Raw genomic sequence first — 25,621 nt, 5'->3', positions numbered from 1 at the left:
GAAGCAACCTGAGAGGCGCCGCCGCATTGATGAAGCGACGCCCATGTGGCGGTGTCAGCTTGTGAAGGTGAACTGTTGCGGCAACGCCGGGCCGGGGTTGGGCCATGACCAGCTGTCGGGTTCTTTCTCCGGCACGTTGCGAAGGTTGTTGCGGATGATACCGAAACCACCAACGGCAAGGCAAAGACCGATCGTCTCGAACTCGTCGGCCGCGATATCGAAGATTTCCTTCATCTTCTCGCCGCGCTTGACAAGGTCGGCCGTCGAACGCGCTTCATCGAACAGTTTGAAGCGCTTCTTCTGGCTTTCCGGCGGCTCTTCCCCCTTCTGCCCGTTGGATGTGTACCAAAGCGCCCACGGAATGGCGTAGCGCGACCCCTGCGGGTGGAACGCGAAGAAGTCACGCGGGTCGAGCATCGGATCGAGACCGCCCGGACCCGGCCAGACCGCCGCATCATGGGCGTTGTCATCGCCGCGTGTGTAGTACAGCGCGCGTTCGATGGTGTTGACCTTGATATCGACGCCGATTTGCGCCCACTGCGCCTTCACCAGTTCCAGCGCATCGACCAGATCGGGATAGAGTGTCGGGATCACATCGATCGAGAAGAAAATCGGCTGGCCGTCGGGCCGGAGCCGCATGCCGTTGCCGTTCTTCTTGTCGTAGCCGGCCTTGTCGAGAAGATCGTTCGCTTTGGCGACATCGTATTCGGTGTTCTGACGCGCCAGCTTTTCGTGATACCAGGGATGTGTCGGGCGCGGCCCGGCCTGATAGCCCTCGCTCTGGCCGAAATAGACGATGTCGATGATTTCCTGGCGGTTGAGCGCGATGGACAGCGCCTGACGGAACGACTTGTCGCCGAACATCTTGCGCATCTCAGGGTCTTTGTGGGTGATATTGAGGTAGATCTGGCACTGCTGCGCAGCCGATGGCACCAGCGTCAACAGACGGTAATCGCCCTTTTTCATGTTCTGCGACAGCGTCGGCTTGTTGGCGAGAACGCTGATATGGCGTTCCTGAATGTCGATCTTGCCGGAGATGACGTTCAGCATCAGCGATTCGACATCCTGCGAAATGCCGAAATTGACTTCGTTGATATAGGGAAGCTGGTTGCCTTCCGTATCGACCTGCCAGAAGTAAGGATTGCGTGTCATGACCACACGAGTCGCGCCGCCGGAATAGGGTTCCTTGACCACCCACGGGTCGAGCGTCGGCTTGTCGACATTCGACCAGCGCGACGGAATTTCGATGTCGCCGCACTTGGCGCGGAACAGTTCCGTCCAGCTGGACACGCCAGCCGCCTTGACGTCGGCATCGAGCGCCGTGTTGTATTTCGGCAGAAACTTGCTGCAATAATGCTTGGCAAACAGCGTCGGATGCTGGCCGAGCGGCGTGGCAAGGTTTTCCAGATAGAGCGCGTTTGGCGCTGCGAATTTGAACCTGACCGTGAAATCATCGACTTTCTCGACATCGACCGCCTTACCGGCGACGGAGAGCTGCGCCGGGGTAGCGCTGTAAAGCTCCTTGTTCTTGATGCAGTCCTCGATGGCGAACACCACGTCATCTGCAGTAAAGGGATGTCCATCAGACCATTTCGCGCCCTGCAACAGATGGAAGGTGAACTGCGAGGCGTCGTCATTGACCTCCCATTTCTCGGCAAGGTTGGGCAGAACTTCGGTGAAGTCCATGTTCCAGCGCACCAGCCCCTGGTTGCCGACCATGCGCAGGATGCCGTTATGGTCCGACGAACCGCGCAGGCCGCGGCGCAATGTGCCGCCATAGGTGCCGATCTTTTCATGCGGCGTCACCACCATGGGGTTTTTTGGCAGACGTTCCGCCAAGGGCGGCAGTTTGCCGTCTTTTACCAGGGCTGCCAGTTCCGGCGCTTCCTTGCCGGCAGCAGCCAGGGCCGAGCTCCCGATGACGGACACGGCGGCGACGCCGCCAAGCCCAGCCATAAAGGTTCGGCGCGTCACGCCCAGTGAAAATTTATCGCCATCGCGCATCGACTATCCTCCCAAAAAATCACCGGCAGCGAGACAGCTTTCACCGAACCGCAACAGCCTCCCGGCCAGCCAGCACACCGATCCTCCACCGGCAGGGCAGACCATATGGGCGTTTTCAGATGATTACAAGTATTGACAGATTTTTACATATTTTTTATTCGTAGACCGGTTTTCACGATCAGGTTTGAGGAAAGAACCGGCACGACAGTAACCACGTTCATGAAAAACCCGGTATTTCTGTTGCGATTGAAATGCAGGAAACCCATTAACTTCAGCGATTTGCAACGGAAGGGCTGCTGATGGACAATCAAACCGCATCCGCCGCCGCTCGAGGCGAGACTCGCTTGAGCGACATCATCTACGAAAAGATCATCGGAATGATTTCTGATGGGCGGTTTCCCGTGAACGAGCGGTTGCCGTCGGAGCAAAATCTGGCTTCCCTGTTCGGGGCTTCCCGGCCTGTGGTGCGCGAAGCGCTGGAGCGGCTGCGCAACGACGGGCTTATCGTTTCGCAGAAAGGTTCCGGCTCCTATGTGCGCCAGCAGCCGGATTCATCCGTGTTGCAGCAGGTTCCTGTCGGCTCGCTTGCCGATGTGCAGCGTTTCTTCGAGTTCCGGTCCGGCCTTGAGTCTGCAGCCGCCGAACTTGCAGCACGCAGTTGGCAGGCTGCCGACAAAGCCCGCATCGAACAGGCCATCACCGCGCTGGAACAGTGTCTTGCGCGCAACGATCTTGGTGCGGAGGAGGACTTTGCCCTGCACGAAGCCATTGCGAAAGCGAGCCATAACCAGTTCCACATCACCGTGCGGATATGGTTCAAGCCGCATTTCGCGATCGGCCAGTCGGTGACACGCAGCCTCAGCCTCAAGCGTACGCCGCAACATGTGCGCGAGGTACAGAACGAACATACGGCAATCGTGGAAGCGATTTTTGCCCGCCAGGAACAGGCCGCGCATGACGCAATGAAAGATCACATCCTGAAGGCCCGTGCCCGCATGTTTCAGGGCGTCGGCAGCTAGAACCGTTTTTCCACATTTCAAAAGGCGAGCCATACAGGGCAAGGGAAAATAATCAGTGATCCAGCCACGCATCATAGAGCCGAAACTCCGCTCTCTCATCGACACGCCGTTGAAGGTCGGCGAATCACCGGCATGGGATGAGCGTACCGGGAATCTGTGGTTCGTCGACATTCTCGCCCCCGCCATTTTCTGCCTGCATCCGGGCGGCAAACTCGACAGATACGAAATGCCCGCCCAGGTGGGTTGCCTCGGTCTTTGCGACAATGGCCTTGTTGTGGCGGGCCTCAAGACGGGCGTGCACCTTCTAGACCCCGCAAACGGCGCGCTCGAACTGCTGTGCGATCCGGACGAAGGACGAGCAGACAGCCGTCTCAACGACGGCAAGGTCGGCCCCGATGGCCATTTCTGGGTGGGAACCCGCGACGAGGCTGCCGTGCAGACAGGAAATGCCCGCCTCTATCGTATCGCGCCGGATGGCGGCGTCGAGCTTGTCATCAATGGCGATATGTTCACATCGAACGGGCTTGCCTGGAATCTGGACGGAACGCGTATGTATCATTCTGACAGCAGCGGTCTGATGTATCAGGCGTTCGATTTCGATGCCGCGACGGGCAGGCTCGGTCCAGCCGAGCGCCTGCACGATTTCGCACCCGACGAAGGCAGGCCTGATGGCGCGGCGACCGATTGCGAAGGCTGTTACTGGAGCGCCGGCGTTCAGGCCGGGCGTCTCAACCGCTTTTCGCCGGAGGGCGAACTGTTTGAGATATACAGGTTGCCGTTCAAAGGGCCGACAATGCCATGTTTCGGCGGCCCGGACCTCAAAACGATCTATCTGACGAGTCTTGTGACCGAAACGAACGGAACAACCACCCCAGGTACGCTTGTTGCGTTTGATGTGCCTGTCGCGGGCGTAGCCGTTCACAAATTTTCTATCTGAAGATGCCCTTTGATTTTTAAGGAAACCAGTTGATGACGACATTCGATTTCCGCCAGGCTCTGCACGGTATTTCCGGCGTCCCCGTTACGGCTTACGAGACAGACGGGGAAGTCGATATAGCTGTCACCATCGAAGCCTATGCCCGTGTAGCAAAGGCGGGCATCCACAATATCGTTGCTGCGGGCAATACCGGCGAGTTTTACGCGTTGACGCCCGCTGAAATTTTCAAGGTCTACGAAGCTGCGATCGAAGGGGTGAACGGGCAAGCCCCCGTTACTGCAGCGATTGGACGCTCGCAGCGGGAGGCCCTGTCCATGGCGCGTCGGGCCAGGGAGATGGGCGCGTCTGCGGTCATGTCCCACCAGCCGGTTGACCCGTTCGCAGCGCCGCAATCACAGATCGACTATTTTATCGGCCTGGCTGAAGGCAGCGAATTGCCTCTCGTAGCGTATGTCCGCGCCGACGGGTTCTCGGTCAACGACATGGTCAGACTATCGAGCCATCCGAATGTCGCAGGCATAAAGTTCGCGACGACGGATATTATGCTTCTGTCGCGTGCGATCGCCGCTTCCGATCCTGACGGCTCACTTTACGTGTGTGGACTGGCAGAAAGCTGGGCTCCCGCCTTCTGCGCCGTCGGAGCCCGCGGTTTCACATCCGGTCTCGTCAATGTCGCGCCGCAATTTTCCATGCAAGTTCATGATGCACTGACGGCCGGCGATTTCTCGACCGCACGTAAGATCGTTGAAAAGATCGAGTTGTTCGAACGGCTGCGGACACGATACCGGAACGGCGCCAATGTGACTGTGGTAAAGGAAGCGATGCAGATACAGGGCCTTGCGGTTGGCCCAGTTCGAGCACCAGGACTCGCCCGTCTGGACGACGAGGATCGTGCAACACTTGAAGTCCTGCTTGCCAGCTGGCAATGACAAAAGCCTCATTCCCAACTGTGGAGACACACTACGATGCCGATGATGGCACCCAACCCATCTGTGGAATTATGCGCCTAACCGGCTCGGTTGCGATGGACAAACAATGCCTTGCGTCACGCCCAGACGAACATTGTGGTTATCTGGACCAGGGGTTGATCACTTTCACCCCGGCAGCCTCGAAAGGGCTTGTATCGCGAGTTGAGATAGTGAGGCCATTTGCTGCCGCTGTGGCTGCAATGTAGCCATCGGCCGTGCCGATTGCTTTCCCAGACGCTCGAGCGCGTGCCATCAGTTCAGAGTAGAACTGAGAAGTAGTCAGATCGAAGGACAGGATGCGGCCGGAAAAGTGTGGCAGCACCTCGCCCTCGAGACGGTCGCGGAGGATAGTTTGCCGTCTGCCTGAAGGCATAGCAGCAATTCCGAAGCGAAGCTCCGCAATCGTTATTGCGGAGATGAACAGCGTTTCGACAGCTTGGGCGTCCAACCAGGCAATCACCGCCTCGTCCGGAACCGGTTTCCAAGGTTCGGATATGACGTTGGTGTCAAGCAAGATCATTCGAAGGTCATCGGCTTAGCAGGTGTCTTGTCGCGACTTTTCTGAAGAGCTTCAACGTCGCTGTTGGAAAGCTCGGCGTCGCGACCAATGGCCGCTAGCAAGGAACCGAGCTGAATACGTTCCGGAGGACGAACAGCCGCTTCAATAATGGCACGAATCTCGGCCTCCGTGCTCCGGCCATGATGAGCCGCTCGCACCCTCAGAGCGCGATGTGTTTCTTCAGAAAGGTTACGAATGGTGACTGCCGGCATTGATATCATCCTTTGAAAAATGATCTCTTTGATATCAAAGTACCAAGAATGATGCTAAAATTCAAGAGTACTGAGTTTCAGCAGGATTTGACCCGTTTTTCCATATCGCGGCCGACAATCCGTCGAGGATACCGCAACCACGAGCTATCGTCTTCTCGGGAAGATCTATGCACACCTTGCGAGAATGACTGTCGAGCGGGCAAGGTTTTCAGCGAGACATGAGCATGACTAGAAATTGCCCATGTTGGCCATTTCCAAACGACTAATTTGCCAAGGAAACAGCGCTTCCCCCAGTGAGGTTGGCTGTCGCGCCCTGTACGTATTGCCCGAGATTGGACATGTCTGATGTTGCCCTAGGGGTCCTCCGCGTCCATATAGTTCCAATGACGCATGATTCGAAAATATTCGTAGGTCTTCGATCCGCTCGCAAACGCTCGCCATCGGCCAGCGAAGCCACAGGCCCAAAATGCCAATGGGACGGGTGTGAAAAGAGCGGTACTCACCGTGCGCCGGTGGGATCGGGTGCAGAAGGTCTTTACCTCTTATTCTGCCTTGAGCATGTGACTGACTACAACAAGGGTTATAGTTTTACGACACCACCCTCCAATGCCGACGTCGCCCGTTACCAGAAAGAAGCGACGACGGGTGCGCGCCCGACCTGGGGAAAGAGGGTGAGCGCGGCGACTGAAACTCCGTTACCGTCTTCAGTTCGTTCAGGCTCGGCAAAAACGCTAAATGCTCGCAAAGCCGATCGGCAAGGGCAAACGCGGATCGGCGCCCAACAGAGAAAGCTCAAGGTACTGGAAGCCAAAGCTTTCGAAACACTCGGCCTTTCTTCCCAGGCGACATCCCAAGAAATCAAGAGCCGCTATAAGGAGAGGCTCAAAATGCACCATCCCGACGCCAATGACGGAGACCGCAATTCTGAGGATGCACTTCGAAGCTCAATCGAAGCGTATCGAATCCTTAAATTGAACGGTTTTTGCTAAAGCCTGTTTGAAAAGGGGCCTAAGATCTCTGCCTTCAAGGGACCCGAGCCACTGACCCGCTCCAACGCATAGATGAGATGATCACTCGGACCTCAATTTAAGCCAACATTTCTCAAGTGCATTCAAAGAGCATCGCCGTCATTCGCCCAGGAGCTGCGAGCAGACACGTTCTCCGTTGCGCGAGGTTGCGCTGAGCAATGGGCCCTCGGCGTGATTTGTATTTTTCGCTATTCGACCGCAAAAGCGAAGACACCGGATGGCCTATTGGACAAACTCTGCCTTGAGGAGAATCGCCGTCATCGCCACTTAAATGGCTGAAAGACACAGGGATACCGATTTCTATGTTGTCACCAAGCAACCGTGCGACACTCTGATTGCCCATATTCAGTCCCGCAGAACGGTGAGGCTCCATCAGTTTTGGTGGAGCGCGCGTCGATGCTTCCCCGCAAGGGCGCCCAGCCTGTCGGTGGTTGGGACTTCGGCTTTTGTCTCGGCACGCCGGGTGCTTGAGGGCCAACTCTCGGTCCCCGATCATTTATCCAGAAAGATGGCTTTCTTTCATCCTTAGCGTTACAACGACTCCGCCCTCTACCCAGTTATAGTCGATTGATCCACCGAGTTGTCCAGAGACTGTCCTGTGCAACATCTTACTGCCGTAACCGTCTGACGATCTGGGCGACTGGGCAGGGTCGCCTCCGTGTTCGCTCCAGACGATCTCGACCTCATCTTCGATTACAGAACCGGATATGTCGAGCAATCCCGCATTATTCGACAAGGCACCATATTTGAGCGAATTCGTTGCCAACTCGTGTATCACGAGTGCCAGGCTGGTTGCGGCCTTTTCTCCTAATCCCATCCGCGGCACAGCAACGCGGATGCGACCTGCAAAAGCTCCGACGTCGTCGTAAGGGGCAAGCAGCACAGCAAAGAGGTCACCGAGCAATGCCGATCTCCCCTGGCCATCGGGGAGCGGGCGCACCAGTTCGTGGGCCCTGCCGAGGGCCGTCAGTCGCTCAGTCAACTGCTTTGCCATTTCCTCTTTTGTCTCGGTCGTCCGCGAGGTGATATTTGTTAATCCAGAGGCCAGAGCCAGAATATTCTTGACGCGATGGCTCATCTCGCCAGCGAGGAGTTCATGCCCTTCCTCCGCCTGCTTGCGGCCCGTGACGTCAAGAAAGATGCCTGTCATTTTTTCGGTTGCAGCGTCTCCCTCGTTGCCCTGGCCTCGAGCGGAAATCCAACGAACGTCGGAGGCGTTCGTGAGAATGCGGAAATCAATTTCAAACGGGCCGTCGATGGCGCGGGTTGCGACGAACGCCGCCCTGACGCGGTCTCGGTCGGCGGGATGCACCTTGGCGGAAAGATGCTCGAAAGTGAGGTCTACCTCGCCGCAAATGTCCCAGAGTTCGTAAGCCTTGGCATCCATCACAAACGTGTCGTCATCGACGATCCAGGCCCAGAGCGCGACCCCGGCCGACTGGATAGCACGCCTGAGCTCGGCTGTACTCCATTCAGGTTGTGATGTGCCTTTGCTCAATTTTAAATTTCTCCCACCCCATACAAAAGCTGGTATCGATCTAGAACTAGCTGGCCAGCGAAGCGTTATCAATGTTCTACGTAGGATGTGCTTTATTGGGATGGAAGTGGAATGGCATTAATTTCGGACCGGTATCGGGACATATTTGTTGGCGATGGAGAGATGGCGCAGATGATGCGGCGCCATGATTGGGCGGATAGTACACTTGGTTGTCCGGACGAGTGGCCCGAAGCGCTGAAGGTCGCAATTCGGCTGTTGCTCACCTCAAAATTTGAAATGTGGCTTGGCTGGGGTCCAGACATCGCCTTTTTCTATAACGACGCCTATAGGCCGACCTTGGGAAATAAGCACCCCAACGCGCTTGCTGTGCCGACAAAGATATTATGGTCTGAAATCTGGAATGATATCAAAGGGCGCTTGGAAACCGTTTATTCAAGCGGAGAGGCAACCTGGGACCGCGCGCTGCTCTTGCTTCTCGAACGCGACGGATATCCGGAAGAAACGTATCATACCTTCTCTTACAGTCCGCTGATCGGAGACAGTGGCAAGGTCGAGGGCGTCTTCTGCGCGGTCACGGAAGAAACCGAGCGGGTCATCAGTGAACGCCGCCTGGCAACCATGCGCACCCTGGCGTCTGGCCTTGCCGTGGCCGACACTGAGGTCGAAGTCTTCAACGCTTCACGCAAAGCGCTTAACGACAACCCTCAGGATCTTCCCTTCTGCGCACTTTACGTTTTTGACGAGAACGGCAATGCGATGCGCCGGTGGGTTTGCGGCACAGCTGAAGACGACACTTTATTGCCGGTAACAATGAACCGTGGTGTGGGCATCTGGAACCTTGAACGCGCCTGGCAAGAACAGGCCATGGATCTGATAAAGTTGTCGGCCACAGACGTCATCCCGTCGGGGCCCTGGCAAAGAGCGCCATCTCAGGCTGCGGTCATTCCCTTGGTCGGACAAGCCAGCGACCAACCCAAGGGGGTAATGATCACCGGGCTCAATCCGCATCGGGCGGTCAGCGACGATTATCTGGATTTCCTTAAATTGATTGCCGTCCAGATCACCTCGCGCTTGGCGAGCGCCGAAGCGTTCGAAACAGAACGTCGACGGGCAGCGGCGCTTGCGGAGGCTGCTGAGATCCGGGAAAAAGCAGCGTTGGCACTCGAGCAGCTCAATCGTCAACTCTCCTCAGAAGTGCAACTTCGGACCGCGGAGCGAGATCGGATGCGCGCCCTGTTCCAGCAAGCCCCAAGTTTCATGTGCATCCTCAGCGGGCCTGAACACACGTTCGAGCTGGTCAACGATGCCTATAATCAACTTGTAGGGCATCGCGAGCTCCTTGGCCTCAGCGTCAGAGAGGCGCTGCCTGAGATTGCTGGGCAAGGCTTCTTCGAATTGCTCGACGGTGTTTTTCGATCGGGCACGCCGTACATAGGTCGTTATGTGCCTGTTTTCCTGGAACGGGATGGCAAGGAGCAGCCGGATCAGCGCTTCGTACATTTGATCTACCAGCCAATTTTTGATCCTAACGGATCAGTGACCGGGATTTTCGTTGATGGCTTCGATGTCACGGACCAAAAGCGTGCTGAGGATCAGCTTCAGAGCCTTAACCACACCCTTGAGGAAAAAGTCGAGCAGCGCACTATTGAACTGAGAACTGCGCTTCTGAAGCTAGAGAAAGAAACTGTCGAGCGCGAAACCGCACAGATCGCGTTGAGGCAGGCGCAAAAGATGGAAGCGCTGGGTAACCTCACAGGCGGCGTGGCGCACGACTTCAACAATCTTCTCCAGGTCGTGAGCGGCAACCTGCAGCTTCTCTCCAGAGATATCGACGGCAATAGGCGGGCAGAACAACGCCTGCATAATGCCTTGGCCGGCGTTGCCCGCGGCGCAAAGCTGGCATCGCAACTTTTGGCCTTCGGTCGCCGTCAGCCGCTCGAGCCCAAAGTCGTCAATGTTCGAAAACTCATCCAGAATATGGACGATATGCTGCGCCGGGCACTGGGCGAAGAGATAGAACTCGAAACCGTTGTCTCCGGCGGGTTATGGAATACGCTGATCGATCCGAGTCAGCTGGAGAACGCCATCCTTAACCTGGCAATCAATTCGAGGGACGCGATGGAAGGCCGCGGACGATTGACAATCGAGACCGGAAATGCGGTTCTCGACGACAATTACGCCCGTTCGCACGACGATGTCCGTCCCGGACAATATGTACTCGTTGCAGTGACTGATACGGGGTCAGGAATATCGCCGGAAATCATCGAGCATGTCCTGGAACCGTTCTTCAGCACGAAAACGGACGGGAAGGGAAGCGGCCTCGGTTTGTCGATGGTTTACGGCTTTCTTAAGCAGTCCGGCGGCCACCTCAAAATCTACAGCGAGGTCGGGCATGGGACGACCATGAAACTCTATATGCCGCGCACGGTGCAGGTCGAAGACAGCCTGAGTGATCCAGAGGCCATCGCGGTGACGGGTGGCACGGAAACTGTTCTCGTGGTGGAAGACGATGACGGCGTTAGAGAAACATCGGTGGCGCTGCTGACGGACCTTGGTTACCGCGTCCTCCAAGCGAGAGACGCACAGTCCGCATTCGCCGTCGTCAGCAGTGGCGTTCAGATCGACCTGCTGTTCACGGACGTCGTGATGCCGGGCCCGATGCGCAGCACAGATCTTGCGAGGAAGGCCAAGGCTCAGTTCCCTGGCATGGCCGTGTTATTTACCTCAGGCTACACCGAAAATTCGATCGTCCACGGCGGCCGGTTGGACGCTGGTGTCGAGTTGCTATCCAAACCCTACACGCGCGAGGCACTGGCCCGCAAAGTCCGCCACGTCTTGAACAACGCGCAGCAACACAGGATTGCCTTGCAACGGATGGAGCGCCAGGAGCCCGCGCCTGCACCCGAGCAGGAGCCGCGTGATAGCCGCCCAACGGTGTCCGCAAAACCGCATGTCCTTATCGTTGAGGATGAGCCGCTTATCCTGATGTCGACGGTCGACATGGTAGAAGAGCTTGGTCACATGGTGCATGAGGCCAACTCAGCGGAGGATGCCCTCAGCGTCCTTGAGACCAACAGGATCGACATGTTGCTGACAGATGTCGGTCTGCCCGGCATGTCCGGGATCGAACTTGCAAGACATGTAAGGGAACGCTGGCCAAACGTGCGGATCGTTTTCGCAAGCGGTGACGACAACGCCAAGACAGCCTCGGGTATTTCCGATGCGCAGCAATTATCCAAGCCTTTCAGTATCGATGGGCTGCGACAGGTGTTGGGTAAGGCCGATCGGACCTTGTGACCGCAATCTGGCTGGCATGGCTCGCGCACGGGTATAACCACGTTTGCCATCGCGCTGTTTGGCGATGGCAGCCTGCCACTTGCGCAAGGTTGAGTATCCAGTTCCACCTGCGCTGTTGACCGCCGGGTCATCACGATTGTGGGACTGGATCTGTGGAGATACCTTGACGCCCCCTGGGCAAGCGAGGCCACGGCACGCTTCGCCGGTTAATGGGCCTTTCGGTTTTTATCCGAAGTCGACGCCCGCGCGGCGTAAGGCATAGCTCGACCGACAAGAACCGCGCGGCATAGAACACCACCAGCTCGATCCGGATCAGCCGTACGCCGCGGGGCACGAGATCACTAGAGGCTGACGTCCTCCAGTTTCGCGATCAGCGTGTTGCGATCCTCAACCGATTTCAATCGCACCGTTAGAGCTTCGCTCTTAACCGGCACCTGGGGCGGCAGAGAGACGGCAATGCCGGGAATATTTTCGGCAGCCCACCGCCTGAAACGAGGCAACTTGTTGGGGCCGCTGATAGGAAGGGTGTGAATATATCTGAAAGTCATGACTGCTTTTTTCCGAATGCGGGCAATGCCATGGCACAGGCGGCCAGATTTGCTCCGCAGTTTTCGTGTCGGGTTGCGAGAAACCTGACGCCAATGTCGCGGTCGCAACTATTGGCGCCAGGCAATCAGCGTCCGGCACTAACCCTTCGGATAGGAAAGACGTAACGAATGGTGAGCGCGAAACCCGTTAGCTCCATCGTCGGCATGTCAGACACCAGAACCTTGCCGCTCGTTCAACCCCAGGATCAGGCGGCCAGAGTGACGGCGGGCATGCCAGCACCCCGGCTCTGCATCGAGTTTCCGTACAAAATCGGCAAGCGCGATATCACCCAACCTGTCCGCCGCCGCTTGTGGAGAAAACCATCGTCTTTTTCGGTGCGCTTTTTCGCGCCAGTGGGTCAAAGTGCCACGCACGTTCGTACCGAATATCGTGACACAGCAGACAAGCTGAGGCTTATCGTTGAGGGTCTTGATATATCTGTATGTCATTACCGGAGCCGGGGACATGTCGCCAATAATTCCTGCCACCTTGAACGCATGTCGCGAGGCCATGACGAGGGGCGGACATGCTTTAACGAGCGGGCCATTGGGCACGATCCAGCGCTCGCGCTCACGGTCCGTGACAAGCAGCACCTTGCGCTCGCCGTCGCGCCCGATCCGCCAGGGAAGTACTCCGACCTGCTGCAACTGACCTCTGTCATCAGGTGACGAGACGATCCGGCTTGCTGTCGTAGCGCGTGTCATTGTCCTGCGGTCTCCGCAAGCCAGCGAAAGGGCAGTCGGAACTCGTTGCGCTTGCAACTATGAGGCTTGTGTGCGGCTCTCAGTGGAACAGAGGTTTCACACCAAGGGCACCGGGCCGCGGCACCCGGCAGTTGACGGTTGCACGCAGGGCAGATTGGAAGGGGGCGAGGGTGGGACATTAAAACGCTCCATGGCTACGTCGCGCGAGCGACGCATACGAACCGCACTTTCAATTGCGTGGTTCCCGGAGCGGCTGGGTCTATGGCGGCGTTAAAGGTTCAGTGCTGCCAGCTCCGGGTTAGGGAACGTGCCTGATCAATAAGCCTGAAAAATAGGGATTTCATGGGCGTTTTCATGATGCTTATCTGGGCAAGGATCGCGTTGCCTGCAAGGTGACCTTTTGCCGCACGATAGGAATGATGCCGGACCATTCGCGCCAAATCGTACGTGAGCGAACCTCGTGACATCCACTCAGCGGCAACAAGCTCTGCGTCACTTTATGGCCTCACTGTCAGACCCAGAGCTTTTCGCTTGAACGCGCGGACGACGATCGAGACATTGATGGAGGTTTTGCAGACGTAGCTGTTCTCGAACAACAGACCTGACCGGTCGTTGCACCGCACTGACGATTCGAGCGCCTGCTCAGCTAGGTTGCGCCCCCACTCGTTGTGGAAGAACGTGCTTCCATCGGTAAAGCCAAGCCCGGTGCTCTGGTATGTCGGTCGAGCTTGCAGCGATCTTAAGGCGGCAAGATAAGCGGCATCATTGTCCGACCTGCGTCCAGCGATCATTGCTTTTCCCAGAGATTTCCGATCGATGCTGGGACGCCTCCAAATAATGAAGCGGTTCTCAACCAGATCAATGTACTCATCGAGACCAGCAACGGGGATCGAGTGGGCGGCGACAGGTTGATAGAACATGAATGGATCGCTCTCTTCGGCGGCCGCATTCGCCCGGAAACACATAACCGCTTCGAGCGATGCCACTATCTCCGGCCAGGCTTTAAGGACGGAGGACATCACCAGAGGGGCGACGCCAGCCTTCCGCCAGAGTGCATGTATTAAAGCCAGAGCAATCCACCGTGGCTCGCCTGTCGTCTCGTTAGCCGCGTTAGCAATCGTTGCAAGGCAGGCCTCGTCCTCACATAGGATAGCGGCGACATCAGCCAGAGTAGAATGATCAAGACCAAAATTGGTCTTGGCAAGCAGGGCAGGAAACAAGGTGGTAACCTCTGAAAAACGCCTTGTTCTCAACAAAGAGAACAAAGACCAGTGGAGCGACTGAATTGGCGAACGACCCGATCGCACGCGTGCGATCGGGTGACGCTCCTGCTTTGAGGCGCAGCGGCTCCGGTCTGGCTTGAGGTCCAATAATCATCACCGATGCGTTCCTCCCGGACAGCATGAGTCGAGCTGGGCCGCCGCTCGTGATCGCCTAGATGACCCCTAACGCGTCCATAGCTTCCGCGACCCGAACAAATCCGGCGATGTTTGCACCAAGGACGTAATCGCCCGGCGCGCCATATTCCTCGGCGGTTTCCGCGCAGACATCATGGATCGCACTCATGATGTCTGCGAGGCGCGCCTCCGTTTGCTCAAACGTCCAGCTGTCACGGGAAGCGTTCTGTTGCATTTCCAAAGCAGACGTGGCGACCCCTCCTGCATTAGCGGCCTTGCCAGGCGCGAACATGACGCCCGCCGCCTGAAACAACCTTACAGCCTCGGGAGTCGACGGCATATTTGCACCTTCTCCCACCGCGATGACGTTGTTTCTGACGAGCGTCTTTGCGTCTTTACCAGTCAGTTCGTTCTGCGTTGCACAGGGCATAGCCACGTCACAGGGGACATCCCAGATTGATCCTCCCTCGACAAAGCAAGCATGCGACCCCTTGAGCTTCACGTATTCCGAGATGCGTCCTCGTCGGACCTCCTTGATCTCCTTGACCAGGGCGAAATCAATCCCGCTTTCATCAACGACATAACCGTTTGAATCGGAGCAAGCGACAATCTTCCCGCCGAACTCGCTTACTTTTTCCATTGTATAAATTGCAACGTTGCCCGAACCAGAAACCGACACACGCTTTTCTGAAAAGTCCATTCCTTTGGAGGCCAGCATCCTGCGCACAAAGTAGCTCGCCCCATAACCTGTCGCTTCTTTGCGAGCGCGCGAACCGCCATAGAACAGGGCTTTCCCGGTCAGGACACCCGCCTCAAATCGATTGGTGAGCCTCTTGTACTGGCCAAACATATAGCCAATCTCACGACCGCCCACACCGATGTCGCCAGCGGGAACATCGGTGTATTCGCCAATATGTCGATGAAGCTCAGTCATGAACGACTGACAAAAGCGCATAATTTCGCCATCAGATCGTCCGCGCGGATTGAAGTCGGATCCGCCCTTCCCTCCACCGATGGGCATACCGGTCAAGGCGTTCTTGAACGTCTGTTCGAATCCGAGGAACTTGATGATACCGACGTTGACCGAGGGATGAAACCGAATGCCGCCCTTATAGGGACCCAAAGCAGAGTTGAACTGCACGCGGAATCCGCGATTGATTTGGACCTGACCGTTGTCATCCACCCAAGGCACACGAAAGATGATCTGCCTCTCCGGTTCACAAATCCGCTCGATGAGGGCGTTTTCCGCATAACGCGGATGTTTAGCAATGACTCTTCCAAGGCTCTCCAGGACTTCGCGCACGGCCTGGTGGAACTCGAACTCTCCTGCGTTTCGGCGCAAGACTTCGTTGAGAATGGGTTCGAGTTTTTCGTCGACGTGAACCATCAAATACTCCGATTTTTTTAATAGCTTAAGGAAGATCGGCATGGGCAAGGCAGCTTGATCACTGCCGGCGAGGATGACTGTCTTGGCTCGTCAGACATCGGGGTTCTTTGACCTCACTCGCTCGGACATCATCGCCTGGAAGTTCGACAGCAGGATTATGCATCCGCCGATGACGACCCAGGCGTCCACGCCTTCTCCGTAAGCGTAGAACCCGACGACCGCAGCCATGGGTACACGCAAAAAGTCGATGGGCATGATGACAGATGCATCGAGGCGCTTAAGCGCCTGTGCCTGGCAGTAATGCGCACTCAAGGCACCAACGCCGGCAACCATCATCCACGGAATATCGGACAGGCTGACGTCCCTCCAATCCGTCAACGCGGCCAGCAGTCCCAGCGGCAGTTGAATGAGGATCATCCAGACCACGATGATTGCTGGTGAGCATTCTTTCGTGAGCTGCTTGACGAGAATTAAGGAAAGCCCATAGCCGGCGGCCGCCAGCAGCACTAAGCCAGCAGCCGGATCAATGACGCCGAATCCTGGACGCACTATCACCAGAACACCGATGAAACCGCCAAGGGTTGCGAGAAGCCGCGGCCCGGTTAGCTGCTCCTTGAGAAAAAGCCAGGCGAAAAATGCGACCCAGATAGGCATCGTAAATTCGAGTGCAAAGACCGAGGCCAGTGGGAGAGCGACCACGCCAATGGTCCAGAAATACTGGGCGGTGAAGTGAACGACGTTTCGGGCGAGATGCCTTGGAAACAGTTTCTTCTGAAGGATCTGCGGCAGGAGTGACCGTCCCACCAGCAAAATTACGCCAAGACCGACGAGAGCCCGGAAAAACAGCACCTGTCTGATCGACAAGGTCGATGCGAGCTCGCGAGACCCGACAGCCATGCTTATGAAGGACGCCATGCTCAGCGCCATCCAGCCAAGTCCCTGCGCAAAACCTGCCCGCCCCGGCATTCCAGTCAAATGTGTGTCTTTTTCCATGATTGCTCCGGACAGCTTGTGCTGCCGCGATAAGGGAAGCCTTGGTCCACTTTTGTTGGCCAAACATCTGAAGCACCATACGAAACAGATGTTGTTGGTGCATTCAAAGGGCGGAGGAACGTGCGCAAGCAAGCGCAGACATCCGGTCCTGCAGACCTTTCTTGCGTCGATATCATTTCGTTCAGAGGTGGCTGAAGGCTTCCGCGGCTGCTCGTCTTTCACCGGCACGGCCGACCCGGACGACAGTCAATTGATGTCTGTGTCCATCGCGAGAATTCCACTCCCCGCGCTGCCCGGGCTTAAGGCCCAAGAGCGCCACGCCAACAGGCGTCAATACAGACAAGCGGCCCGCGTCTGCCAGCACTTCATTCGGGAGAACAAGGGTAACCTGGCGTTGCTGCCCCTCTACATCATACGAGACAGTTGATCCTAGGCAGACCGTGTCGAGCGAGACCTGTTCGTCTGCCAAGACCCAGGAGTTTTCCAGCTTCTCACTCAAGTCGGGGCCGACGTCGAAATCATTGGTCAGGGCCACGAGCGTCAGGCGGCTAAGTGTGTGAAAGTCTGTTGCCCCGATTATGGGCATGGTTTGGCTGAGTGAAGACATGTTTATTGTGACCCGCGCAACAACCCCATCGCTAGAGGAAGGGCGTTGACTTGTTTGAAGAGAGACTTGCCGCAGATGGTAAGGCGAACGTGTTGACGTAGCCACTCTGGATCCGGCAGGCGACAGTGGCCGGACCCGGTTACGATCCTGCGATGGGGCAGACCCTGAAAGCGCTCACTGCGCGTCTTTTGCTCTCGTTCAACATCAACCTAGCATTTATGGAAGGTGCCATGAAGTCAAGGGCACTTGCCGAGATCAAAAGCGCCGGGCAGCGTCTCACGGTGCTTCTTGACTTCTCCCTCAGGCATGCCAAGATTAGGGCACCATGTTGAAAATTGGCAATTTCCATAGATTTCGCCTCTGCCGAGAGTATCCCGTCGAAGGATACTAGCCCGGGACGTAGACTGCTGTCGCGCGTCTGAACCCGGGCTTTGATCCTGCGGGATTGCGCGACCTCACCCTCCACAAGCAGTCTTTTTAAGAACGCAGCTATTCGGCCGCGGTACGAGGCATATGAAATGAACACCACCGATTACACAAAGCCGTCCATCATCGTCCGGCAGACTGACCACGCTCGTCTGACCGCTCTTGCACTCGCGGCACCGGGGCGCGACCTCGACGATGCCGAGAAGTTGCTTATCGAACTTGAGCGTGCTGATGTCGTAGAGGATGACCAGTTCCCCGCAGACGCAGTGGCGGTCGGGTCGACGGTATCCTACCTGACGGAAGGCGGAGCCCGAAGGACGGTTACTCTTTGTTACCCCGGCCTCGCCGACATCGAACGCTCAATGGTCAGCGTGCTGACCCCGATTGGAGCTGCTCTTCTTGGTCTTTCTCCCGGACAGCAGATCGAGTGGAAGGGCCGTGACGGGCATTCACACAAGTTGACCGTCCTTGAGGTGATGGCCGACTTAACGGTCAACGCCTCTTAAGACCCTCATTCCGGATGGTACGAGAACCCGTTTACAAATTGACGGCGACCGTCCGCATCCACCGATTGACGAGGTCACAATTCAAACGTCGCGAGTAATCGCGACTATTTCGATCCCAATCGATGCCAGAGAGCTTCATCTTCCACTCCCTTGGTTGGCCATCTGTCCCTGGATGACCCGGCAAGCTTCGATCCATGCATACCGCCTTGCGTTTCAACGTGAATGAACATCACCTGAATATCTGAATGAGCTACTAGAAGCGCAATCGTTTCGGCATCCATCGCCTCTCTCTCGAAGTTGTTCGAGGAGCAGGTGGCGGCTCAGATGGTTATGCTTGACTGACATCACACATCCTGCAACGCCATTGCCACGCCGAAAAACGAGGCGGATAAATGCCATGGATGATCCAGCGCCTAAAGTTCGCCCTTCCGGTGTTGAGATGGGCTGACCCCAAATGCTTTTTTGAAGCTCTGGGTGAAGGCACTTTGGGTTGCAAATCCCCACGCCTGAGAAATCTCCTTTACGGACCGATCCTTATTCCGATCGATCTCGTCGCGAGCTTTTTGAAGGCGCAGAGCAAGCTGATACTCACTTATTGTTTGTCCCACGCAGTTCAAAAAGGAATATTGCAAAGAACGAACACTGACCCCGCTCAGGCCCGCCAAGAGTTCAGGAGAGCTTCTAGCCGCTGGGTGCGCATGGATATAATCAATCGCTCGACGGACTTGTCGTGGAGCAATGACGGGCACGGGCGCCTCAAGTTTTTGCGTGTAGTTGTTCGGATAGTTTAGAAGAAAACTGTCAACGATCAGATTACCCATACTCGGGGACTGCTTATTCAATGACCTGGCAATTCCTTGTAATGGTGAACCGTTCAGCATTTGAACAAGAGCCGGAAGCCCTTCGAGTTTGCCATGATCCAGAGCGCGTTTGCTAAATTCGATCGGCTGAACCACAGGCCGATCGAGCAATATCGACATGCGTCTTGATAATAGAGCGTCTGAGATAACGACTGTTGAATGTTCGCTACCATCAAGGACATCCACGCTGTCGGCGTGCCGGTAGCCAATGACCTGATTAGCCGCAATCGATAGCCTTTCACCCCGGAAGTCATATTCGGTCGCTCCCTTGCTCGCGAAATTAAACAGAACAGCGTCGAACATCGCAATGGGAGTAACGCGATACGAGCCTATGGTCGCCGACCATTCGAAGAATACTTCATCGATTACGGCCAGTTGACCGGTGACCCCGTAGTTGTCGTGTGAGCCCAGTGGCATGACAGCGACGGGAGCATACGCCTCACTCAGATACTCTTCGACTTCCCCAATATCTCTCGACGAGATCTTGAGCTTTTTGTACAGCCCGTCCGACATTTCCCGCACATCCCAACACAGGTTGACGTGATAAAAAGCGCATTAGGTACCAACTCAAATAACCTGAAATGGCATCATATGTCCCTATAATAACCAACGGTGCGGCATCATTTAGATCTGGGAATCAACCGAGGGTATTGCTCCATTTCGGTCGTAATCAATCATGCTTGCAATCAGCCTCTGCGTTGCGGAAGACGTTCTCAATGTCTAGTGAACGGTTCAGAGGACATTTGTCCGGCACGCTGGCAATAGTCGCAAAAAAATTGCACCTCAGAAACACACCTGCACTTTACAGGTGGCTCATCGGCTTCACGCGCCTTTTGAGAGTGAGAGTTTTCGACTATTCTTAATTATAAACATTGGCGCCTTACCGGTCGCGGCTCTCAACCTCTAAAAAAGGTTCACGTCGAATGGCTTAGCCAAGGATTATGGCCTAAACGTCCGCGACATAAAGTGGTTTGGATACGGATTTGATACAGAGATGTCTGGATGAGCAATCAATTATTTCGGCCTCCAAGCTTTTAGCGGCGATGGAAAACCCGAAAAGGCTCGCAATACTGCGGATTCTCGTTGACGCCGAAATTCCGGTTGGTGAGCTGGCACACCGGGTTGGCCTCAGCCAATCAGCCTTGTCGCAACACCTCGCCAAGCTGCGCAATGCAAACGTCGTACAAACCCGCCGTGAAGCGCAGGTGATCTACTATTTCAGCCATTCCGATGCCGTGCGGCGTATTTTAGCCACTTTGGAAGCGATTTTCCGCGAGCAGCCGCCTGTGTCTCCGGCTGCGGCGCCAAGCGGGCGATAAATTCGCCCCGGCGCATGAAGCTGGTAACGTTATGGATGGCTTCACTGGATTGGACTGGCTGGCCAGTCAAGATTCCTCGCCGCTTTAGACTGTTTTCTTGATGTATTGTAAGCGGTTGTCCGACCGCATATTGTCCGCTGTCGCCTGATCTGTGATCGACACTCCATGGATGAGTGACAACGAGGATCTTGCAGGCATACGTCAGAGTTGTCTTAAGGTGTACTACGCTTATCGACTTACACGGTTACCGTGCTGCTTTCGGCGCTCTTTACGGAGACACACCCAACAAGAAACATCAGGACCACAATCCGCACCTCGGAACTCCGTGAGTCGCTCAGTTTGCTATTCCTTGGCTCTACACTCACTCCTGAAATACACCTCAGACAGCCGAAAGTTTCCTTTGTGTCGCCTGCACTGAGCAACGATATCGATACTCGCCTTCAAAAAACCCACGATGTCGGCCCGGTCCAGGCCTGCGCCGCCCTCCGACTCCTTAACGAGCAGGACCAGTTGCTCAAAAGCCAATTCGGCCGAGTTCGCATGGACCGTGGTTATTGAGCCAGGATGGCCCGAATTCACGTTCCGGATATAATAAAAGGCCGTCCCATCGCGAAGCTCCTGAAGCAGAATCCTATCCGGCCGCATACGAAGACAGGATTCGAGAAGCTCTTTCGGTCCGGCACGCGAAAGCCCCTGCCCTCCTTTCGAGTAGAACAAGCGCACGTGGTTCGGTTGTGAGATAACGAGCTCGGGAGTGTCCTCGATTGAAATGACCCTCTCGTTTTCGGGAATATGCTTGATCAATGCTTTGGAAAGTGTCGTTTTCGCCGAACCTGTGGCGCCAGAAATGATGATGTTTTTTCGAGCGATGACGGCCTGCCGCAGGAAATCCTTAAAACGGCCGGCACGATATGTTTCACACAGTTCCTCATCCTGCGCGGAGGAGGAGGTACTGGTCGCTGCGCACGCTGTCTGGAAAAATCCCTTTTCCTCCAGATCATCAAGACTGAAGTCGACCGAGGAAGGCTTGCGGATTGTCATGCTGACAGTGTCATTGATGGTCGCCGGGGGGATGACGATCTGGATTCGTTCGTTCCCGGGTAGCGTCGCCGACAATATTGGACGCGTCTCATCAATCGACTGATGGGAAAAACTTGCGACTGCCCGGGCGAGACGCATGAGCTTTTCGAAGGTCAGCTCCGGCATTTCATAGGTCCGCCACCCACCTAGACCTTCCGTCAACACCTGCCCGGGCCGATTGACGATCACCTCTAGGAGAGACTTGTCCTGAAGGAATGTCGAAAACGGTTTCATCAGTTCGCTGACGACAGCCGAGTCCTGCCTCTCTGCCATTTCGCGCCCTATTTCGTTAGGAGCGTCGATCGTGGCGCGAAATCCCCCAGGACCGCACGATCGAAAACGCGGTTTCTGGGTTCGGTCACCCGAAGACCGTAGATGCCGGAAAAGTCGAGATCGCGAGCGACAAAGATCGAAACCGGTTCACCTTGGTGCTTATTGAGTGTCGGCGGGATATTGATGGACTGCTCGACCGCGATGGCGGCCGCCTGTTGACTGGCACTCGTTGTTTTTTGCGCGTCAACATCGCTGTCCTGCAGCCGACTGCTTGCATAGTTCGTCGCGTCCCCGACAATGGAAAGCAGAAGAGCGCTGCCGAACCGCTCCCACCAATGGGTGTCGACATGGCCGTCGACACCGGCACGACCAAGTGCGTCGGTTGCTGGTGATGCGAGAGTGACGATAACGCCCTTCGGCGTTTTCGCGCGATTCCAGAGAATGAACAGGCGCTTTTGCCCGCGCTGAAGCCCTCCACGATATTCGCCGACAACCTGCGTGCCCTTTTCCATCAAGACCACCCTGCCATTGTCAGAGAGAACATCGCGGTTGATCACGCATGTGGTAAATCCCGGCTGGTCGGATGCTAGCGCGGTTTCAAGAACGCAGGGAATGGTCGTTCCCATCGCGACGATGAAATTGCGGTTTCCGAGTGTACCGGCCCTTGAGCCTTCAAGCCGCGTTGGCCGCAGCAGGCCATCGAAACGATGCTGCTCATTGTTTTGCTGGTTCTGAACAGACATATTGTTGTCGAGCGGCACGAAATTGCTGTTGTCGGAAGGATAAGAGCTGTCGCTTTCCCTCAGCTCTTTCCGATTCCTCTGCCCTCCACTGAAGGCCATCACGGGCGCGCGGCGGGCGGAATCGAGCAGCTTGTCCTGCTCTTCAATGACCGGTTCGACGACAGGCGTTGGCAATTTTACTTCAGGGAGCGCCTGGTCCGGTTCAACTTTCTCTTTTGCGGCCTCGAAGGGGGTCGTCTGACGAATAATGATCCGTTCGGGCTGAAGATTTTCATCCCTTCCCTTCTTTCCCGTCGTCGACCAAAGCGCGAAGCTGACAAACGCGATGATCGCAATGGCAACAGCGCCGCGTTTCAAGAGAGGGCTGTTGTCGATCTGACGACTGGTGACGGTTTCGGCACGCTCTCCGGGGATACGATCCTCGTCTTCCTGAGCCATGACTGTTCCCTTCCCTATCGCCCGGTAATGTCGCGCTTCACGACGCGCTCCACCGAAGGAGACGTTGTGTTGGTCTCAGGATTGATACCGACGCGGTCGTAGGCTTCGTTGAAGACGCAAAGCACATCCTTGCCCCGACGCAAGATGAACTTGCGGCTGATCGCGTGCACCATCACCAGATCTCCATCGACCGACTTCGGAACAAGGCTTTCGGAGCCGTCGGAGTTCTCCATATAGATCGCGGGCATTTCCTGGTTACCCACAAAGGCGAACGTTGTAATCTTGCCGTTGTCGTAGACGCTTTGCGGCTCCAGTGCCTGCGATCCCTGAGAAGAATAGCGCCAGTTTCGAGGGCCATAGGCTTCGTGAAGCGCCAGCACATTGTCGGCGTCCTTCGCCTGGGCCGAGAGAGCCCTCGACGCTGCCTGCTGGCGGCGAAGCTCGGCGTCATCGCCTGGATACCTGTACTTCACGTAGAAGTAGGTGTTTTGGCCAGCCTCTACGGAGCCATCGCGCGCCGTCAGTTCCATCTGGTAGCTGCGGGTCGAGCCATCCCTGCGCGTCGTAACCACGGAAATATTCGTCACCGGCTGGCTCTCGCGTGGCTTCAGGAACAGGATGTTGCCGGCCGGCGCAACTTCCCAGGCGACGCTGTTGCCGAGCGCGACATGGGCGATTTCCTCGTCCGCCGCGAACTCGACCTGTACGGATGACCGCAGAGTGCCGACCACCCGCGTGATGTTGTAGGGTTGGTAGTTCACGAACCGGACACGACTGTCTTGCGAGGCACCTCGTGGTATCTCAAGCGCAAACGCCGGCGACATCGAAAGGGTCACGATGAGTGCAGGAATTCGAGGGATGCGCATCATCTCACCTCCTCCGGATCAGCGCGATACTCGCTGACGACGAAGCCGAGCGGGTTTACGAGCCGGTCCGTCGAGGACATCGGAGCGTTCGCGTAGGAATAGGTGATCGACGCAACCCAATGGGTCGTTCGCACCTCCTCGCCACGTGTGATGGTTCGCATGTAGCGTACGGAAACGACATTCTGATTGATGAGGGAGATTGAAGCGATATCGATCCTTGCTGTAGCCCCGCGACCATAAGTATTCTGGGGCGATTGCGGGTTGCTGCCACGGTAGAGGGCCGCGAAACGCGTTTGCTCCGCTTGCGTCGACAAGAGGGCGATGGTGCGGAAATTTTCCTGTGCTTCACTCCAGACGTAACCCTCGCGGGCCCGGACATATTTTGCAGCGAAATATTTCGTCACCGCCTCATCGTAGGTGCCAGCCGTCGATGTCAGCGCCGACACGACATCGACGATGCCGGTCGAATTGTCGACGCGCACCACAAAGGGTTCAACCGTCTTGAGGGGTGTGAGACACGCGACGGCGAAGACGGCTACAGCGGCGACAATGCCTGAAACTATGGCAATCGACCAGGCAATCCTGTTCGATCGCTCGACCTGGATCATCCGGTCCTGGTCGAAACGACGTGCTTTGTCGAAGTAGCTCTTGAGATTATCTGTCGTCACCATGTTTCATCCCTCACAGCGGCGATAGGAACCGTCGATGTCCAGATGCGCAAAAGCGGAAGTCTCGCTGGCCTCTTCTACGAAAGGTGTGAGGGACGTGGACGAACTCGTGTTGGATTGCTGCTGTTTCAGCTTGCTGCCGCCCTCCCAGTCCCACATCGAGCGGTTCAATGGGCGGCGCGAATAGCCGTCGCAGTTCGGCAATGGGTAGGTCATCGAAGCGCAGCCGACAAGCGTGGCTGAGAAGGCGAGTAACAGGGCAGGCTTAATCATTCAGCAGGCCTTTATCTAATGTTCTGGAATGGGTGTCATACGCCGGCATTTCTTGATCCAAAGGCGCGGCGGGCAAACCGAGCACCGCGCCCGATCATCCGGCCGGTGTGGGAGGCTGCTCTGGCCAGCATGCCTTCATGCGCATCGCGTGCGGTCGTGTAACCATAGACCAGCGAGGCGCCGCCAGACGCCAGCGCCGATGCAATGCCAGGTAGCTGGTAGAATATGTACAGGGCAGCTATCCCGATGGCACAAAAAGCAATAGGGCGCATAAGGACGTCGCTGTAGCTGTCGATTGCGGTGAAGGTCGAGTCGAGGCAGGAGATCAAAAGCGAACCGACGGCAACGACAAGGACCTGAAGGATCACGAAGTTTGCGAGCTGCCCGATCCAGGACTCGGTAAAACGGCGCGTCGATTGAAACATGGCAAGCGCAATGAAAATCGGCCCGATCGCCAGGACGATCGCCAGCGCCAACCGTGCATAAAGGGAAACAACATAACCGATCCCCGCCACCAGAAAGCTGACGCCGATCACCATGATGCCGCCCACACCTGTGACGATGTCAATCGGCCAGGAAGCCCTGGTCCAGATATCGGTCGCAGAGGCCTGGCCCTTGTCGAGCAGACTGTCAAAGGTGCTGGCACTCGGCGCCGTACCTGCATTCAGCGCCTGAGCGATCTCGCGTGGCAAAACATCGAAGAAGATGTTTGTGACATAGGTCTGATATTCGCCGGCGTTCTTCACCAGCATCACTATGATCGCGAGCTTCATCGCGCGGAAGGCGAAGTCAAGGATAGGTTCCTGGACCGAGCCCCGAAGGATGAGATAGCCGTAGAGGACGACGTAGAGGGTCACTGCCACCGTCAACGGACCAGCGACCCATTCTGCTATGTTCGACGTCCCATCCGAGACGAAAGTCTCCAACGGCCGCTTGAACTGACCGTCGATAAACTCAAACACCTGGTACAT

General features: G+C 56.3%; 24 protein-coding genes. 7 read left to right on the top strand and 17 right to left on the bottom strand.

The genetic code is table 11. The features are described from left to right. Positions 1-54: 54 nt before the first annotated feature. Complete coding sequence (locus ACZ5A6_RS25915; protein WP_060643031.1) at positions 55-2,004, bottom strand: ABC transporter substrate-binding protein; 1,950 nt, start codon at positions 2,002-2,004, stop codon at positions 55-57. Between the two features lie 299 nt (positions 2,005-2,303). On the opposite strand from ACZ5A6_RS25915, the gene ACZ5A6_RS25910 reads away from it, so the two are divergent. Genes ACZ5A6_RS25910 through ACZ5A6_RS25900 form a run of 3 tightly spaced genes read left to right on the top strand, consistent with a single transcriptional unit; the run spans position 2,304 to position 4,889 of the window. Then, on the top strand, positions 2,304-3,023 hold the full coding sequence (locus ACZ5A6_RS25910; protein WP_003517195.1) for a FadR/GntR family transcriptional regulator: 720 nt from the start codon (positions 2,304-2,306) through the stop codon (positions 3,021-3,023). Between the two features lie 55 nt (positions 3,024-3,078). Beyond that, complete coding sequence (locus ACZ5A6_RS25905) at positions 3,079-3,960, top strand: SMP-30/gluconolactonase/LRE family protein (protein WP_112401572.1); 882 nt, start codon at positions 3,079-3,081, stop codon at positions 3,958-3,960. 32 nt (positions 3,961-3,992) lie between these two features. Next, on the top strand, positions 3,993-4,889 hold the full coding sequence (locus tag ACZ5A6_RS25900) for a dihydrodipicolinate synthase family protein (RefSeq protein ID WP_464111450.1): 897 nt from the start codon (positions 3,993-3,995) through the stop codon (positions 4,887-4,889). Between the two features lie 139 nt (positions 4,890-5,028). On the opposite strand, the gene ACZ5A6_RS25895 is transcribed toward ACZ5A6_RS25900, so the two are convergent. Both ACZ5A6_RS25895 and ACZ5A6_RS25890 read right to left on the bottom strand, forming a co-directional pair. Then, on the bottom strand, positions 5,029-5,448 hold the full coding sequence (locus ACZ5A6_RS25895; protein ID WP_003517201.1) for a type II toxin-antitoxin system VapC family toxin: 420 nt from the start codon (positions 5,446-5,448) through the stop codon (positions 5,029-5,031). Continuing rightward, on the bottom strand, positions 5,445-5,699 hold the full coding sequence (locus ACZ5A6_RS25890) for a FitA-like ribbon-helix-helix domain-containing protein (RefSeq protein ID WP_003517203.1): 255 nt from the start codon (positions 5,697-5,699) through the stop codon (positions 5,445-5,447). Before ACZ5A6_RS25890 ends, ACZ5A6_RS25895 begins: the two co-directional genes overlap by 4 nt. Positions 5,700-6,082: 383 nt before the next feature. Between ACZ5A6_RS25890 and ACZ5A6_RS25885 the strand changes: the two genes are divergently transcribed. After that, positions 6,083-6,688 (top strand): J domain-containing protein, encoded by a 606-nt coding sequence (locus ACZ5A6_RS25885; RefSeq protein WP_111790892.1) that lies wholly within the window; start codon positions 6,083-6,085, stop codon positions 6,686-6,688. Positions 6,689-7,223: 535 nt separating this feature from the next. On the opposite strand, the gene ACZ5A6_RS25880 is transcribed toward ACZ5A6_RS25885, so the two are convergent. Next, positions 7,224-8,225: a sensor histidine kinase gene (locus tag ACZ5A6_RS25880; RefSeq protein ID WP_003517209.1), complete on the bottom strand. Its 1,002-nt coding sequence runs from the start codon at positions 8,223-8,225 to the stop codon at positions 7,224-7,226. Positions 8,226-8,387: 162 nt separating this feature from the next. Here ACZ5A6_RS25880 and ACZ5A6_RS25875 point away from each other — a divergent pair, with 162 nt between their 5' ends. After that, a complete protein-coding gene (locus tag ACZ5A6_RS25875) occupies positions 8,388-11,522 on the top strand; it encodes a hybrid sensor histidine kinase/response regulator (RefSeq protein ID WP_464111605.1) in 3,135 nt (1,044 codons plus the stop codon). A gap of 341 nt (positions 11,523-11,863) precedes the next feature. On the opposite strand, the gene ACZ5A6_RS25870 is transcribed toward ACZ5A6_RS25875, so the two are convergent. The 6 genes from ACZ5A6_RS25870 to ACZ5A6_RS25845 all read right to left on the bottom strand — a co-directional run bounded on the left by ACZ5A6_RS25870 (position 11,864) and on the right by ACZ5A6_RS25845 (position 17,198). Beyond that, on the bottom strand, positions 11,864-12,070 hold the full coding sequence (locus ACZ5A6_RS25870; RefSeq protein ID WP_013637426.1) for a hypothetical protein: 207 nt from the start codon (positions 12,068-12,070) through the stop codon (positions 11,864-11,866). Positions 12,071-12,277: 207 nt separating this feature from the next. Continuing rightward, positions 12,278-12,814 carry an NUDIX hydrolase gene (locus tag ACZ5A6_RS25865; protein ID WP_464111449.1) on the bottom strand — a complete coding sequence of 179 codons (537 nt, stop codon included), beginning with the start codon at positions 12,812-12,814 and terminating at the stop codon, positions 12,278-12,280. Positions 12,815-13,311: 497 nt separating this feature from the next. Then, positions 13,312-14,184 carry a hypothetical protein gene (locus tag ACZ5A6_RS25860; protein WP_464111448.1) on the bottom strand — a complete coding sequence of 291 codons (873 nt, stop codon included), beginning with the start codon at positions 14,182-14,184 and terminating at the stop codon, positions 13,312-13,314. 64 nt (positions 14,185-14,248) lie between these two features. Continuing rightward, entirely contained in the window at positions 14,249-15,598 is a 1,350-nt protein-coding gene (gene gdhA, locus ACZ5A6_RS25855; protein ID WP_111799780.1) for an NADP-specific glutamate dehydrogenase, read from the bottom strand. A gap of 90 nt (positions 15,599-15,688) precedes the next feature. Next, complete coding sequence (locus tag ACZ5A6_RS25850; protein ID WP_464111447.1) at positions 15,689-16,591, bottom strand: DMT family transporter; 903 nt, start codon at positions 16,589-16,591, stop codon at positions 15,689-15,691. A gap of 181 nt (positions 16,592-16,772) precedes the next feature. Next, positions 16,773-17,198, bottom strand: coding sequence for a GreA/GreB family elongation factor (locus tag ACZ5A6_RS25845; protein WP_065687585.1), 426 nt, complete (start codon positions 17,196-17,198; stop codon positions 16,773-16,775). Between the two features lie 518 nt (positions 17,199-17,716). On the opposite strand from ACZ5A6_RS25845, the gene rnk reads away from it, so the two are divergent. Next, positions 17,717-18,130 (top strand): nucleoside diphosphate kinase regulator, encoded by a 414-nt coding sequence (gene rnk / locus ACZ5A6_RS25840; protein ID WP_003517236.1) that lies wholly within the window; start codon positions 17,717-17,719, stop codon positions 18,128-18,130. A gap of 413 nt (positions 18,131-18,543) precedes the next feature. On the opposite strand, the gene ACZ5A6_RS25835 is transcribed toward rnk, so the two are convergent. Further along, positions 18,544-19,503 (bottom strand): AraC family transcriptional regulator, encoded by a 960-nt coding sequence (locus ACZ5A6_RS25835; protein ID WP_013637417.1) that lies wholly within the window; start codon positions 19,501-19,503, stop codon positions 18,544-18,546. A 485-nt stretch (positions 19,504-19,988) separates the two neighbouring features. On the opposite strand from ACZ5A6_RS25835, the gene ACZ5A6_RS25830 reads away from it, so the two are divergent. Further along, on the top strand, positions 19,989-20,309 hold the full coding sequence (locus ACZ5A6_RS25830; protein ID WP_025591476.1) for an ArsR/SmtB family transcription factor: 321 nt from the start codon (positions 19,989-19,991) through the stop codon (positions 20,307-20,309). A gap of 342 nt (positions 20,310-20,651) precedes the next feature. Here ACZ5A6_RS25830 and virB11 read toward each other — a convergent pair whose 3' ends face one another. Genes virB11 through ACZ5A6_RS25800 form a run of 6 tightly spaced genes read right to left on the bottom strand, consistent with a single transcriptional unit; the run spans position 20,652 to position 25,621 of the window. After that, positions 20,652-21,662, bottom strand: coding sequence for a P-type DNA transfer ATPase VirB11 (virB11, locus tag ACZ5A6_RS25825; protein ID WP_174027851.1), 1,011 nt, complete (start codon positions 21,660-21,662; stop codon positions 20,652-20,654). Positions 21,663-21,670: 8 nt separating this feature from the next. Then, positions 21,671-22,843 carry a type IV secretion system protein VirB10 gene (gene virB10 / locus ACZ5A6_RS25820; protein ID WP_153793587.1) on the bottom strand — a complete coding sequence of 391 codons (1,173 nt, stop codon included), beginning with the start codon at positions 22,841-22,843 and terminating at the stop codon, positions 21,671-21,673. A 14-nt stretch (positions 22,844-22,857) separates the two neighbouring features. After that, positions 22,858-23,712: a P-type conjugative transfer protein VirB9 gene (gene virB9 / locus ACZ5A6_RS25815; RefSeq protein ID WP_464111446.1), complete on the bottom strand. Its 855-nt coding sequence runs from the start codon at positions 23,710-23,712 to the stop codon at positions 22,858-22,860. Further along, entirely contained in the window at positions 23,709-24,380 is a 672-nt protein-coding gene (locus tag ACZ5A6_RS25810) for a VirB8 family type IV secretion system protein (RefSeq protein WP_003517248.1), read from the bottom strand. Before ACZ5A6_RS25810 ends, virB9 begins: the two co-directional genes overlap by 4 nt. Before the next feature lie 3 nt (positions 24,381-24,383). Next, a complete protein-coding gene (locus tag ACZ5A6_RS25805; RefSeq protein ID WP_003517250.1) occupies positions 24,384-24,650 on the bottom strand; it encodes a hypothetical protein in 267 nt (88 codons plus the stop codon). Between the two features lie 35 nt (positions 24,651-24,685). After that, a complete protein-coding gene (locus tag ACZ5A6_RS25800) occupies positions 24,686-25,621 on the bottom strand; it encodes a TrbL/VirB6 family protein (RefSeq protein WP_003517252.1) in 936 nt (311 codons plus the stop codon).

The organism is Agrobacterium sp. 6Ca8, assembly GCF_055382765.1.
Note: the sequence above shows the minus strand (reverse complement) of the source record. Positions and strands in the feature narration are given on the sequence as shown.